Source organism: Pseudomonas sp. COR18, assembly GCF_048568395.1.
Classification (GTDB): domain Bacteria; phylum Pseudomonadota; class Gammaproteobacteria; order Pseudomonadales; family Pseudomonadaceae; genus Aquipseudomonas; species Aquipseudomonas fuscovaginae_B.
This window is the reverse complement of the sequence record NZ_CP183808.1, coordinates 5,287,940-5,301,692: the sequence shown is the minus strand read 5'-3', so window position 1 is coordinate 5,301,692 and position 13,753 is coordinate 5,287,940. Positions and strand designations below refer to the sequence as shown.

Here is a 13,753-nt window from a genome sequence, read left to right as displayed (position 1 = left end):
CCGGCGAGTGCGTGGCCCGCCGGGCCGATCACCAACCGTGCAAACGTCCCCACCGCCGCAGACTCCCGTCCTCTTCCAGGGCGTCATAGCCGGGGAACTGGGCACCCGTGGCGCAGGCATGGTTCGGCAGGATGCGCAAACGGGTACCGATCGGGTAGCGCTCCAGCACATCGCACTCGACCGACGCATGGGACGCGACGCCGTGCTCCTGGTTGGTACTGCTCAGCAGCAGACCTTCGATAGGCGTCCCATCAGCGGCACAGACCTGCCCATAGCCAAAGTCCCGGGCCTGGGACTGGGTACCACGGTCGCGACTCATGGCCATCCACCCCGAGTCGGTGATGATCCAACCCTTCTGCGGCTGGTGACCGATGACGGTAGTCAACACACTCAACGCCAGCTCAGGCATCGCGCAGACCCCGATGTTGAGCATCACCAGATCGAAGAACACATAGACACCCGCACGCAGTTCGGTGACACCCGCCAGATCCGCGGCACTCAATGCCGTCGGCGTGGACCCCACACTCACCTCGGGGCATGGCAACCCTGCCGCGCGAATGGCTTGTGCCGCCGCCACGCACTCGCGACGCTCGACTTCGGCCAGGGCCTGCAAGGCCTGCGGGGTGTCGAGCTTGTAGCTTTCGCCGGCATGGGTCAGAACGCCCAGCAGGGTCACGCCGCCGTCGTGCAGGACCTTGGCGATCTCTATCAGCAACGGATCGTCGCTGCGCACTCCCGAGCGATGATGATCGCTGTCGATTTCGATGTAGACCTCGAAGCTGGCGCGGTGGCTACGGGCAAAGTCCACCATGGCCTGGGCGCCCAGCACGCTGTCGGTGATGATTTTCAGCGAGCAGCCCCGACGGCGAAGTGCCCAGGCCTGGTCGAGCTTGCTCGGGGCCATGGCCACGGCGTAGAGAATGTCCGTGATGCCGTCCGCGAAAAAGGCCGCGGCCTCCCTGAGCGTCGACACGGTAATCCCGCTGGCTCCGGCAGCGATCTGTGCCCGAGCCACCTGCAGACACTTGGAGGTTTTGACGTGAGGCCGCAAACGCACACCCAGCCTGTCCGCCCGGGCCTGCATGCGCGCAATGTTGCGGTGCATGCGGGCGACATCGATGATCGCGGCGGGGGTGTTCAGGGTTTCGAGCGACGCACTCATGGCTGATCTCCAGGGGGATGGTGAGCGCTGAAAACTAATACAGACACCCCATTCCCTGGTTAACGTCCCATTATCCATACGTTAAGCTCAGCTACATGATCAGCATCCCCGACCTGCAGTTGATGACCACCCTCGCCCGCTCCAGATCGCTGAGCGAGGCGGCTCGCCATCTGCAGGTGACTGCGCCAGCACTCTCGATGCGCCTGCGCAAGCTCGAGGCGGACCTGGGAGTACGTCTGGCGAACCGGGATGCCCGCTGCCTGAGGCTGACCGAGGAAGGTGAGCGGCTGGCGCAGGAAGGCCTGCAGTTGCTGCGGCAACTGGAGGAGTTGTCCGATTCGATGGTGTCACCCGACGGGGGACTGAGGGGCCACCTCAAACTGGCAGCCCCTTTCGGGTTCGGTCGCTTGCGCATCGCCCCCATCATCGCGCGCTTTGCCAAATTGCACCCGCGGCTCAGGCTCGAACTCGATCTGCGCGAAGCACCCTGGGCGGATCGACACAACTGCGATGCCGTGATCCATATCGGCCCCATCAGCGACAGCTCGTGGACGGCGCAGACCCTGGCCAGCAACGAACGCTGGCTCTGCGCTTCCCCCGGCTACCTGAAGCAGCACGGTGTGCCTCGACATCCCGACGAACTGAACCGGCACCGCTGCATTTCGATTCGGGAAAACCATGAACTGGCGACGGTCTGGCAACTGCGCAAAGGTCAGCTTCACGCGGCCCTGCCGATCACCCCGGCCATGGTCACCAACGATGGCGGTGTGGCCCGCCGCTGGGCGGAACAGGATCTGGGACTGGTGCTGAGATCGCAGTGGGATGTCGCCGAATCCCTGGCCAACGGGTCATTGCTGCGGGTGCTGGCCGACTGGCAGTTCGAGTCCGCACCGATCCTGTTGCTGGTGCCAACGCGCAAGCAGCGTTCTGGCAAACTGCAAGCCCTGTGCAGCTTTCTCGGCGACTCGCTGCGTACGCCTGGCGGATCTGCGGACAGATAAGTCGGCATCACCCAGGCCACCGGCCGGTGGCACTGTACAGGACGCCCGGAGGGTTTAAGGCCCGTGTCCATGATGCCCTGGCCGTGGCCATCCCCTCACCCACAAGGGATGGCCCGGCCTTGGCTTACTGGGCCGCGCCCCGGTCCTTGACGCTCAGCGAGTACTTCAGGGCCCGCTGCTGCTGGACACGTACATCCGGCAGGCCAATGGTTTCCGGGTTGGCGAAACCGGTGGGGGTACCGGAGCCAGCCGGAATATTGATGGCATCGAACAGGAAGCTGAAACCCTGCTTCAGTGCAGACTGGGCCACACCGTGACAGCCCATGCAACCGCCCATGGTCAGGCTCTGGCTGCTGTGGTCATAGTCCGGCACCTTGATGTTGGCCACGTTGCGCATGTTGGTCAGGGTGTTGTTCTGCGGGACCGGGAAAATGTTGGTCCCCCGAAACAGCTGAATCCCCGGCTGGCTGCTCTCGACCATGATGTTGGCCAGGTAATAGTCCGGGTCGGTCTCGTTGCTCGACGGGATGGCCTGCACGCCCTTGAGCCGATAGTGCTTCCAGACTGAATTGCCGAACTGGCCACTGGCGTCCATCAGCTGCCTGACCTGCTCGTTCACTGCGGCGACTTCAGCATGGGTGGTCTGCGGCTGCACCACCGTGATCGGACCGGCCTGTCCCTTGGGAATCCCGTTGCTGCCGGAGTAGATCGGCGGCGTATGCTTCGCATCGGCCAGGTAACCCTTGGGCAAGGTCACCCGGTGAATGCCCTTGCCGTCCGAGAAGGTCGCCACCGGCGGCGGCGTGTCATCCGGTGGCGAGGCGTAGGCGATCCTGTCGTAGTTGGCGATGTAGTAGAGCCCGGTCGGCGAATTGTCGGGCAGGTTCAGCGCATCTTCATGCTCGAAGGTGGCGAAGATGAAAGTCGGGTAGTTGGGCGTCTTGTGGATGATGTGCAAGGCGACCAGTGCGTACTCCTCGTTATAGGCCACCGGTTTGCTGTCATCGCCGTGGTAGGTCACCACGGTTGCCGTGTGGTAGCGCGAACGCTGCGCCACCGGGATGTCCGCCAGCTTGCGCCAGGCGGCCTTGACTTCCACGGCACCGTTGGGCAGGACGATGTGATCCGGGTAGCTCCTGAGGCTCTTCGCATACTCGTAGACCACCGGGTTGGCCTTGGCCTCGAACAGGATCTGGCTGTCGTTCGAAGGCGCGTAATCGTTCCCCTTCATCGCCGCCTTCGGCGGATTGACCGGGAAAAATATCGCGTTCTGCCCGATCTGGGTCGCCTCATCGAGGTTGTTGTAATGGGCATAGCTGGCCCCCGGCGCCAACGGCGCCCCATTGGGGAACTGGACGTAGCTGTACTGCGGGCTGGAGCCGAACGGACGGGTTGGGCCGCCGACAGCGCTCTTGCCTACCGCCGGAAACAGCTCGGTGCGGTGGGCGAAGGTCTGCCACAGCAGGGGGTTGGCCGTTTGGGAGGCCTTGCCCGAATCGGCGAAGCTGCCGTTCGGGTTGCCCACCCCGCGATTGGCCGGCAACGGGGTGTTGGCGGTGTTGTTCAGGGCGATGAAGCTGCGCCAGGCAAAGGTGGCATAGTCGGTATGGCTGATACCGGTCGCCAGGTCCGATGGCAGTTGCGGGTTGCTGCGGGTCAGGTCGTTTGCGCTGATCGCGTAGGACACGCCCAACCCCGAGGGGTAGGCCGAATTGCCGGAGAAGCGCTTGGAGAAGTACGGATGCCAGTTCAACCCATCGGTCGAATAGAACGTGGTGGAACTGCTGCTGATGAACACCCGATCGTCAATCATCGCGGCGCTATTCAGAAACCCCTTGAGCCCACCCTGGCCGGCAATCCCCTGCAGGTCACGCCGGGAGCCCCACTGGCCAGCCCGGTCGTAGGTACGCGCGAACGTGGCGCCATTTTCAAAGGCGTAGTAGGCCCACAACTGGCCGTTGTAGACCACCGGGACCATCGTCAGAATCGAATCGGCGGTCTCCTGGAAGGCCAGGCTTTCGCGGCTCCAGGCGATCCCGTCACGGGAACTGACCGAGTACACGGCCTTGCCCGAGTTCTCGCTGTACAGTACGAACAGCTTGCCGTTGTACACCACCGGCTTGTTGGTGACGGCGGTGTGGGTCGTGTCGATCGGCTGGGCCGTGGACCAGGCGGCCCCATCCGTGGAACTGATGGTCCTGAGCCGCCGCTGGGCGTCGGTGAAGGTCAGTACCAGCTTCTGGTTGAAGGCACTGACGGAGACATTGCCCAGTACACTGCCCACCTCGATGGTTTGCGCCCTGGACCAGTTGTGCCCATCAGGCGAGCTGGAGAAGTACACATTTTTCTGGTCATAGTTGTTCGACCAGAACATATATACCTTGCCCTTGAACGAATTGACTGAAGGCACGAAATAGGCCGGCAGCGTAAATCTGACGGTACTCGAAAAGGCAGGCGTGCCACTGGCGGCGTCGGGTTTATCGAAAACATCGACTGCAATGCCGACACCCTGTTGCGGTGTCGCCACAATGAAATTTTCCGCATGGATCGAAAAGGTCGCCAATAAACCACACAGGCACACGATCGAGCGGCCAAGCACCGTTCTGAGGTTCATGTTTTCACTCCGTTGAAGTGACCGCTGCCCCAGGCCGTGGAGTGTCCTGAAGCAACAGCATTTCCATTGTCTGCAAGAGGGGAATGGGCAACGCAGGGTCAGACTCGACGAGACCGGTGCTCCCTGGCGTTGCCGTTTGTGGGGCCACGCAGCCCCTGACGATCATCGCGTGTTTTCTACCGTGGCCTCGGTCGATCGACCTGCGAGAGTGGCCAGATACAGCGACAGGACAAACCCGCTGGCGGCGTCCAGAGCAACGTCGACCGCAGACTTGGCCTCGTCCGGGATCAGTTGCCCGCTGGTGTCCTGCTCCTCGTTCAGTTCCTGCTCCACCCGCAGCTTGTAGGGCTTGAATGTGATCAGTTGCGGATCGGTGATGGCGACGGCCGCCAGCGGGTCCCAGAAATACAGGTAGTTGCCGATGCCGTGGACGATGGTCGAGCTGCCCAGCACCTGGGTGAGGAACTGTGCGACCGGATCTTTGATCTGCGAGAGCTGGCGCACGAAATCCTGGGTGATGGGAATATCATTGGAGGCATTGAGCGCCACCAGTTGCACGGGAATCCCGCTGTCGAAGACCAGTTGGGCGCCCAGTGGGTCCAGGAAGATGTTCCATTCGGCCACCTCGTTGGTGTAGTACGGCGTAGACCCCAGCGCGTCCTTGATGTTGCCGCCCGCACCGGGCTTGACGTACTGCGGCAGCAGGTTGCCCCCCATCACCACGATGCGCTCGACCTTGCTGCGCAAGAGTTTCTGCAAGACCGCGTCCGTCCTGGCCTGCCGGAACAGGTGGCCCCAGGTCGTGCCGCCGCCGATCAGCAGCACGGTGAACTTGTGGTCAGCGCTTTCCAGGGTTTCCCTGATGAACTCGACCGCGCCGGTGCGCGTCGGGTTGGCATTCTTGCGGGGAAATGCGGCGTCGTAATGTTTATCCGCCGCCTGGCGTGTATCGAAGGCGAAGGTGTTGCTATACAGCAGCGGACGCTGGAAGCCCGCCACGACCGGCGTCTGCTCGATGGTCTTGTCATTGAACAGCGTGAGGAAGTTGTTGATGTTTTCCACGCCGTGACTCAGGTGAACAGCCCCCACTCCGGTCACGGTGATGCCGTCAACCTTGATCGCATGGTGCTTGAGCAAATACGAGATGGCCATGTAGTCGTCGAAATCGACATCGGTATCCACGAGCACATGTGTAAGCGGTTGCGCAGACATATCCTTAGCCCTCCTGGCTAAATAACGCATTCAAGTCCGGTTCCAATACAAAACGATCCTGCTGCCCAAGCGTTCGGATGGCCTGTGGTGACTTGATCAGAGAATCCTTGACGGCCCCGGCACACCGGATCCGCCATGCGACCTACCTCAAGGGCATTCGCAAGTCGACGGACCGAACACCGGTCCGCTGCACGGATCCTTGGACGGGCCGAACACCGGGCAGGCGGCTTGGGCAGTCAGAGAGACGCCACAGAGCAGGAACACGGCCAACAGTACTTTCTTCATTTGCAACTTCCTAAGGTTAATAATCGAACGTTCCCTGTCCCTGGTCGAGGGTACAGTCGGTCATCACGGAAACTCGCAGACGATCGCTCCCGGCAGCGGCCCCACACAGGGATCCCCTCCCGACACTCGCCCACGAGTCGCCGGAGAGTAAAGATCAGCTCTATCGAACGCGCCAGTGTGGTGGACGGCCACAGGTCCGATGCAGTTCGCAGAACCCCGGGCAACCGAAAGGCCGCTATTTTTCACCCAGAGCATGGCGTTTTTACGGAAGTCGCCTACACCTGTAGCAAGGAAGAACGGCACGCGATCGACAAGGAGTCGATAGGCAATTTCCTCTCGCATCCGTTGCGCACACTCCGTCTCCCCTCTTTTTCCGCATTTCCGGCAGTTGCCGGGGATGGCACTCGTTTGTCCGGCACCGCCGAGGAGGTGAACTGTCCCAGACCCTGCTGACCCGTGAAGCCCGTCTCGATGGCCAACCGAGACTCATACCAAGAAAGAAAGGAAAGCCCGGCATTCAACGAACGCCTGTTCGAACCATGCCCGGCGTATTTTCCATCAAGGAGATAATCGATGAACCAGCACCAGACAACCCTCACAGGACTGGCGGTGGCGGCCGCCTTGTTCAGCATCGCCGCCCAGGCCGGCACCTATCCCGACTACGGCTATGCGCCACCGAAGGATTACCCCGGCCCCAAATTCGTCCTCAGCCAGAACTACCCCACCCAGCCGCCGACCGGCTCGCCACCGGCATTCTTCAAGAAACTGCCCGCCAAGCCGGACAACAACTTCGAAACCTGGCGGACCTATATGGACGAGGCCAAGCGCTACTGCCTGGAAGGCAATGTCGAGGCCGACTGGGACGTGCAGAAAAACAAGGTCCGCCAGTGGTTCCACATGCCCTGGCAGCACTATGGTCCGCTGGGGCGCGAGGGGATTCACGGGTTGACCAAGGAAGCGGAGATCAAGGCCCTGCAACTGGCGAAAACACAAAAAGCCAGCGGCCAGACCTACGCCGTGGGGATCTACAACGACATCGGCGCCTACACCATCGGCCAGGTCTGGAAAGATCCGCAAAACCCGGACCCGAGCTACACCTCCAAGCCCAACAGCTTCCCCAACGGCACGGTGGTGTGCAAGGCACTGTTCGCCGACATCGACCGCAGCAGCGTGCCGTTCCTGGTCAACCCGGTCCTGTGGCAGGCCTACATCACCGATACCTTCGACTCCACGACGCGCTCGGTCAAGGAGGTGGCCCTGATTCAGATGGACGTCGCCGTACGTGACACGCGCATGAGCGACACTGGCTGGCTCTTTGGCACCTTCCAGTACAACGGCGCCAAGACCGGCAAGGCTGGCTGGGACAACCTGGTACCGGTGGGGATCATGTGGGGCAACGATCCGCAGCAAACCGGCAATGATTTCACCAATCCCCAGCCGACGGAGACCCGGATCAACAAGGCGCTGAAACAGACCGCCATCAACGCCAATACCAACGAGCTGCCACCGGCCCACCTGGGCTGGAACGGCCGCCTCAACGGTCCGGTGGACAACCCTGTCAGTTCCTGCCAGAGCTGTCACATGACGGCCGAGTCGCCGCAAAAAGCGCTCATGAACCCCACCTTCCAGAAGAAACAGGATATCCCACCGGTGGGTTCGCCTGAGTGGATGAAGTGGTTCCAGAACATCCAGGCCGGTCATCCGTTCACGCCGGGTACCCAGAGCACGGACTTCAGCCTGCAGATGTCGAATGGGTTGGCGAACTTCTATGAATGGAAGTGTGCCATGGGCGGGATCTATGCGAACGGCGGCAACGCCTGCACGAAAGTGGCCAGTCCGAAGCTGAAAATGCTGAAGTCCGACAGCGCGCCTCAGTTGCCATTGCAGCGTGTGATTCGCGACCCAAGCCTGGAAAGACTGCTTGAGTAACCATGGCCCGGCTCCGGGCCGGGTGGCCTGGAGCTGGACTTGATTCAGCAAGCATTCACGCGGTGGGCACGAGCCGAAGCCGTGCCCGCTTTCTCAACCGTTGCGCTGCAACGCATCCAGTTCCTGCTGAGCATGTGCGGCCTGCCAATAGGCATTGAGCAGCGCGTCGATCTCGTCGCAGTCCAGCTTGCGGCCATTGCTCATCAGCCCTGCCGAATGAATGCGGATGTGCGGCTCCGGCTTCTTCAACGCCATGGCCTGGTTGCCGAACAACTGCCGAACGGCACGGTGGGTCGGCAGTGGGCTGCCGGGACGCAGGGTCAGCTTCTGCAGCGTCACCAGGCCCTCGTCCTTGACGAAGATGTCAACGACGTCCGCCAGGTTGACCGGCGCACTGAGGGTGTCGACGAACAACTGGCGACGGGTCAGGCGCATGAATGCGTGTTGACCGGCGTTGCGGTGTTGCCAGGTGACCAGCAGGAAAAGCAGGGCCAGGAACCCGCCACAGACCATCAGACCGGTCTTGCCATGATGCACGCCCAGGGCCAGCATGCCCAGCGCAATCACCGTGAACAGCGGGCCGAGCAACTTGTAGCGGCCGGTGTTGGTGAACTCGGACTGCTCGGGTACACGCTCGATCACCTGCTTGAGTTCGGCGATCGTCTGCTCGCGCTGGGCGGCGCTGAAGCGGTCGTACTCACCGCCGAGACTGGCCGACAGGTCGGGTTGTTGAGGATTGGTCATCGGAGTCTCGCTCTCTTGGCTCATCACTTACTGCTTCTTGAGGTATTCGGTGAGAAACGCCTGAGCATCGCCGCGGCTGGACAGGTTCTCGTCATAGCCGACGGTCAGGGCCTTGGACTCGCCCGGCAGATACAGCTCGCCCCAGCCTTCCTGGAGGATCAGCACGACGAACTTCTGGCCATCGACGGTGGTGGAATAGCGGGTGTCCTTCGCGGTTTTCTCCACATTCATTTTCTGGATGCGCAGGTTCCAGTCATGGTCCACGTCTTCCACTTGCACCAGCGCCTGGTTATCGCTGCGCTCACCGATACGCAGGGTCCAGACCTTGACGCCTTGCTGGCCGGAATAGGCCAGGACCTTGTCCGCCACCGGCGGGCGTTCCTCGGCCTGGGCGAAGCCGGCCAGCAGGGCCAGCGTGGTGACGAACAGCAGCGCCCACTTGCGAAAATCGAGCATCGTTCAGGTTCCTTGAAGGTGGGAGGGGCGACTATTGAAGTCCGCCCCCGGCGTACTGCCAACCGCCATGGCCGCCACCCACAACAATCACGCCGTCGATCACAAGCGCTGACGCCGTGCCCGTGATCGCGTTAACATTTGTGACCATGTAGCCAAGTTTTCATGGAAACGCCGTGTCGATGGAACGCTGGAACGCCTATCTGGATACACAATTCTGCTTCGACCGCCCCGCCTCGCTGGCACACACCGGCGTGCTCGATCCCGCGATCGGCCAGGTGCTGGGCAGCGCCAGCGGTCACTATCGTGCACGGACCGTGCGCCCGCACCTGCAGTACTTCGACTGCGACCTGCAGTTCCCCGAGCCCCTGCGCATCGACAAGGTACTGCCCGGCAGCCTGTGCATCGTCCAGGTGCTGCACGGGCAGTGGCAGCATCGGGTCGACGGTCGGCTCAATCAGTACACCATCGGTGCCCCGCATATTTTGGGCCTGAGCGAGAGCATGGAGGCGGTGGACCAGTTGCCGGCCGGCAGCCATGCGCGCATGGCCGGGCTACGGATCGCCGGTGACTACCTGCGGGAACTGGCCGAAGAGGATTCAACCTTGCAATCCTTGCTCGGGCTGCTCGACAAGGGCATGCAGTTCTCGGCGCTCAAGCGTTGCCGGGCGCTGGGGAGTCTGCTGGAGCGGCTTTATCATTCGCCGTACGAAGGTGCGCTCGAACGCCTGCATCAGGAGAGCCTCAGTTTGGCGGTGCTGGTGGAACTGGCGGCGCATCTCAAGACGAAGGATGAAAAGCCAACACCGGCGATGCGTGGGCAGCGGGATCTGGCACATGAGGCAAGGCGGCAGTTGGATGCCAACCTGCTCGATCCGCCTGGCAGCCTGGCTTTGGCGCAGCAGTTGGGAGTCGGCGAAACCACCTTGCGACGAGCGTTCGGGCAGGTGTTCGGGCAGTCGATGCTGGAGTATGTGCGGCAACAGCGGATGGAGTTGGCGCGGACGTTGTTGCAGCAGAAGAAATGGCAGGTAGCGCAGATTGCGTATCGGTTGGGGTACGCCAATCCGGCGAATTTCAATCATGCGTACAAGGCGTATTTTGGGTATGCGCCGGGGGCGGAGGGATGACGGAGCTGTTCGAGTAACGACGCGGGCAACCCCCCATCGAGCGTTATGCCCAAGTGAGCTGAACTGCCGCTCCCTTGGCTGCTCGCACCAGGCCTGAACAACTTGCCCTCCTCAACGCCGCCAGACCCGCCCTTCCCCACTGACTACCCAAGCCAACGCTATGCAGGCGACTGATCGAGCCAATGCGCCTGCCCTGCCAGAAAATGCCGCGTCTCTTTGCCCTGCTACTGACCCAGGCTGATCGTTTTGTCGACTTATAAGATCGACACGGACACCACGCACCGGCAGATCGAGTCTGTGGATCTCTGGGAGGATATCTCCGCCAGCCAGAACTACTGCACTGGGTAGCGCTTGAACAGCTCGGTCTGCTCCAGGCGCTGCGTGTGTGCATGAAAGGCCGGAAAGTCCTCCAGTCTGATGAGGTCGGGTAGCATCAGCTCGATGAACGACCCCGCCACCGCCGCAGAGAGCGCGGCCTGATCCGGACGCCCGCTTGAATCCCGTGCCATCGATGCGATTTGCTGATCCAGCGCCCGGCAGGCGGCAACCAGTTGACCGATGACACGATCGATCCACGGCTGGTGCTGCTTTTCGGCCGGGCGCAACTTGCGCTCGTAGACCAGTTGAACCGCCTTCTCGCAGGCGGCCAATGCCAGGCCGGTGGTGCGCAATGCACTGGCGAGCGCCTGAGGCTGCCGGGGCCACAAACCCTGGCCGTGAGCCTGGGTCGCTTCGAGGTAATCGATAATCAGGGAGGAGTCCATCAGCACCGTGCCGTCGTCGAGCACCAGCGTCGGCGCCTTGACCACCGGATTGATCGCGGCGAAGGCATCGAATTGGCTGAAGACCGACAGCGGCGCATGCTCGAACTCGACACCGAGCAGATCGAGCGAGATGGCAACGCGGCGCACGTAAGGTGAATCCAGCATACCCAGTAGTTTCACGATTCCAGCTCCTTGCATCAGGGGTTATTTCACTCCCGCTTACACTACCTGACTGAAAATCGGCGTAATATCGGTAAATACTGTCACTTTTGGTAAGCCTGACTTACATGTTCGATATCCCTCCCACGAGTTGCCTGCGCAGCTTCGAGGCCGTGGCCCGCCTGGGCAGCGTGACCGCGGCCGCCAGGGAACTGCACGTCACCCATTCAGCGGTCAGCCAGCAGATCAAACTGCTGGAAGAGACCCTGGGCGTGACCTTGCTGGCTCGTGAGGGCCGCGGGGTGCGGGTCACCGAGGATGGACGGCTGTACGCCCTGCAGATTCGCGAAGCCCTCGGCCACATCGTTGAAGCCACGCGCTCGGTCAAAACCCAGCCCGCCGCCAGCGAACTGGTCGTGGCCGTCGTACCCTCGTTCGGCGCCCACTGGCTGGTACCCCGATTGCCCGGGTTCCAGGCCATGCACCCGGACGTGAATGTCCGTCTGCAGGCGAGCCTGGCGGTGTCCCGCTCGCCCAAGGAAAACATGGACATCGGCATTCGCATGGGCCGTGGCGACTGGGAGGGCGTGGAGAGCCGCCTGCTGTTCCAGGATGAGTCGGTCGTGGTGGCCGCCCCGCATTTCAATGGCGGGCGCCTTCCAGGAACACCCGCAGAAATCGTCGACAGCCCGATCATCTTCAGCATGGAGTCCTGGCAGCCGTGGTGCCAGGCCGCGGGCCTGGATATCGAGGCGCCTCGAAGAGGCCTGCGCAGCAATGACTCCAACCTCGTCCTGCGCGCCGTGACCCTGGGCCAGGGGATCGCCCTGGAGCGTCGCAGCCTGGTGCATGACGCCATCCAGCGGGGAGAACTGGTGCAGTTGTCCGAGCATGTCGTGCCTTATCCCTACCCCTACTGGCTGGTACAACCTCTGCAGTCGCGCTCGGCAGCACGGCGAGATGCCTTTGCAGCGTGGCTGCTGGCAGAGGCCGAGCAGTACATGGCGTCCGCGGGTACAGCCTCCTCCATGGGCGAACCACAAAGAGAGCCTTTTGGGTAACGACTCCCCTCAAAACCACCCTCCACCCTTTTTTAGAGCGGCCAGTCGGGCCTGTCGTCGATCTTCAGGGCCGGCGCACGGCACCCTGGGGGTTCCGCATCCTGCATCTGTAGGATAGCCATCCCCCATCCCCCGGCGGATACTGCCCCCACTGGCCCTGCCCACGCCGTCCCCGGCGTCTGGTCCAACCGATCGCGTGCCAATAAAAATAACAGGTCGCACCGAGGTACCGCCCATGAGCAGCCCTACCGGCAACATGCTGCTGAGCCTATTCAGCAGCGCCCTTCTGGATATCCAGCGCCTGGCCAATGACCGGAGCGTCGAGCACTTTCATGACGCGATGCTGGCCCGGTTGCAGGGGCTGGTCTCCTTCGACAAGGCCTGGTGGGGGCGCGCCGCCCTGATTGACGGCATGCTTGAAGAGCACCGCAATCACCTGTTTCACCTGCCCGCGGACTACCTGCAGGACTGGCGTTGCATCCACGAGGATGACATCACCCTTGCCATGACCCACTCGCACCCGGGCCAGGCCGTGATCATCGACATGCACAGCACTGAAGGGTTGCGCTGGCTGGGAGCGCGGCACAGCATCCAGGAGCTGCTGTGCGTGATGGTCATCGACCCGCTGACACAACTGAGTGAACACCTGGCGCTGTACCGCAGCCCTGGCCAGCCGCGCTTCAGCGACACCGACCGGCTGCTGCTGGACCACGTGATGCCGCACCTGGCGGCGGCCATTTCAGCCAACCAGATCCGCACCCTGATCGCCCAGCGCGAGAGCCTCGACTCCCCGCACAACCTGGCCCTGGCCGTGTGTGATCGCAAAGGCACCCTGCAGTGCGCCGAACGCGGCTTCATCGAGCGCTGGCTGGGCTGCTTTGCCGACTGGAGCGGGCCGAACCTGCCCATTGCGATCACCGAGGGCGAACAGACACTGGGCACGCTGCAACTGAGCATTTCCCGCACCGGAGACCTGTTCGTGCTCGCGGCCCGTCCGCGCACGCCACTGCAACGCTTGAGCCCACGGGAGTACGACGTCGCCCAGGGCTTCGGCGAAGGCAAGACCTACAAGGAAGTGGCCCGCGAGCTGGGCCTGGCGCCGAACACCGTGCGCCATCACATCCGCACGATCTATACGAAGCTCGGGGTCAAGGACAAGGCGCGCATCGCCCAACTGCTGCGCGCCACACCCGACTGACCACCCGGCCACGTCTTCCATGCTGAGCAATCCTGCCGCCC

General features: G+C 62.4%; 12 protein-coding genes. 5 read left to right on the top strand and 7 right to left on the bottom strand.

All coding sequences use genetic code 11. The features are described 5' to 3' along the window. Positions 1–28 precede the first annotated feature (28 nt). A complete protein-coding gene (locus tag ACM62G_RS24240) occupies positions 29–1,162 on the bottom strand; it encodes an alanine racemase (protein WP_419735773.1) in 1,134 nt (377 codons plus the stop codon). Between the two features lie 95 nt (positions 1,163–1,257). On the opposite strand from ACM62G_RS24240, the gene ACM62G_RS24235 reads away from it, so the two are divergent. Then, entirely contained in the window at positions 1,258–2,163 is a 906-nt protein-coding gene (locus tag ACM62G_RS24235; RefSeq protein ID WP_273820940.1) for a LysR family transcriptional regulator, read from the top strand. Between the two features lie 124 nt (positions 2,164–2,287). Here the strand turns inward: ACM62G_RS24235 and ACM62G_RS24230 are convergent, their stop codons facing one another. From ACM62G_RS24230 to ACM62G_RS24220, 3 genes are all read right to left on the bottom strand, one after another. After that, complete coding sequence (locus ACM62G_RS24230; protein ID WP_273820939.1) at positions 2,288–4,537, bottom strand: exo-alpha-sialidase; 2,250 nt, start codon at positions 4,535–4,537, stop codon at positions 2,288–2,290. A gap of 402 nt (positions 4,538–4,939) precedes the next feature. Continuing rightward, positions 4,940–5,989 (bottom strand): nucleoside hydrolase, encoded by a 1,050-nt coding sequence (locus ACM62G_RS24225; protein ID WP_054057342.1) that lies wholly within the window; start codon positions 5,987–5,989, stop codon positions 4,940–4,942. A gap of 147 nt (positions 5,990–6,136) precedes the next feature. Further along, a complete protein-coding gene (locus tag ACM62G_RS24220; RefSeq protein WP_017904532.1) occupies positions 6,137–6,274 on the bottom strand; it encodes a PA0050 family protein in 138 nt (45 codons plus the stop codon). Between the two features lie 573 nt (positions 6,275–6,847). Here ACM62G_RS24220 and ACM62G_RS24215 point away from each other — a divergent pair. After that, a complete protein-coding gene (locus ACM62G_RS24215) occupies positions 6,848–8,203 on the top strand; it encodes a hypothetical protein (protein WP_419735772.1) in 1,356 nt (451 codons plus the stop codon). Between the two features lie 93 nt (positions 8,204–8,296). On the opposite strand, the gene ACM62G_RS24210 is transcribed toward ACM62G_RS24215, so the two are convergent. After that, on the bottom strand, positions 8,297–8,947 hold the full coding sequence (locus ACM62G_RS24210; protein ID WP_054057354.1) for a hypothetical protein: 651 nt from the start codon (positions 8,945–8,947) through the stop codon (positions 8,297–8,299). A 27-nt stretch (positions 8,948–8,974) separates the two neighbouring features. Continuing rightward, entirely contained in the window at positions 8,975–9,403 is a 429-nt protein-coding gene (locus ACM62G_RS24205; protein WP_054064259.1) for a hypothetical protein, read from the bottom strand. A gap of 179 nt (positions 9,404–9,582) precedes the next feature. Here ACM62G_RS24205 and ACM62G_RS24200 point away from each other — a divergent pair, with 179 nt between their 5' ends. Continuing rightward, entirely contained in the window at positions 9,583–10,530 is a 948-nt protein-coding gene (locus tag ACM62G_RS24200) for a helix-turn-helix transcriptional regulator (RefSeq protein ID WP_419737555.1), read from the top strand. A gap of 332 nt (positions 10,531–10,862) precedes the next feature. Here the strand turns inward: ACM62G_RS24200 and ACM62G_RS24195 are convergent, their stop codons facing one another. Then, positions 10,863–11,474 (bottom strand): glutathione S-transferase family protein, encoded by a 612-nt coding sequence (locus ACM62G_RS24195; RefSeq protein ID WP_419735771.1) that lies wholly within the window; start codon positions 11,472–11,474, stop codon positions 10,863–10,865. Between the two features lie 107 nt (positions 11,475–11,581). Here ACM62G_RS24195 and ACM62G_RS24190 point away from each other — a divergent pair, with 107 nt between their 5' ends. Both ACM62G_RS24190 and ACM62G_RS24185 read left to right on the top strand, forming a co-directional pair. Continuing rightward, positions 11,582–12,514 carry a LysR substrate-binding domain-containing protein gene (locus ACM62G_RS24190; RefSeq protein WP_419735770.1) on the top strand — a complete coding sequence of 311 codons (933 nt, stop codon included), beginning with the start codon at positions 11,582–11,584 and terminating at the stop codon, positions 12,512–12,514. Between the two features lie 235 nt (positions 12,515–12,749). Beyond that, the gene (locus ACM62G_RS24185) at positions 12,750–13,712 is read left to right on the top strand and encodes a helix-turn-helix transcriptional regulator (RefSeq protein ID WP_054057348.1); all 963 of its coding nucleotides are present in this window, start codon (positions 12,750–12,752) and stop codon (positions 13,710–13,712) included. The last annotated feature ends 41 nt before the right edge of the window (positions 13,713–13,753 follow it).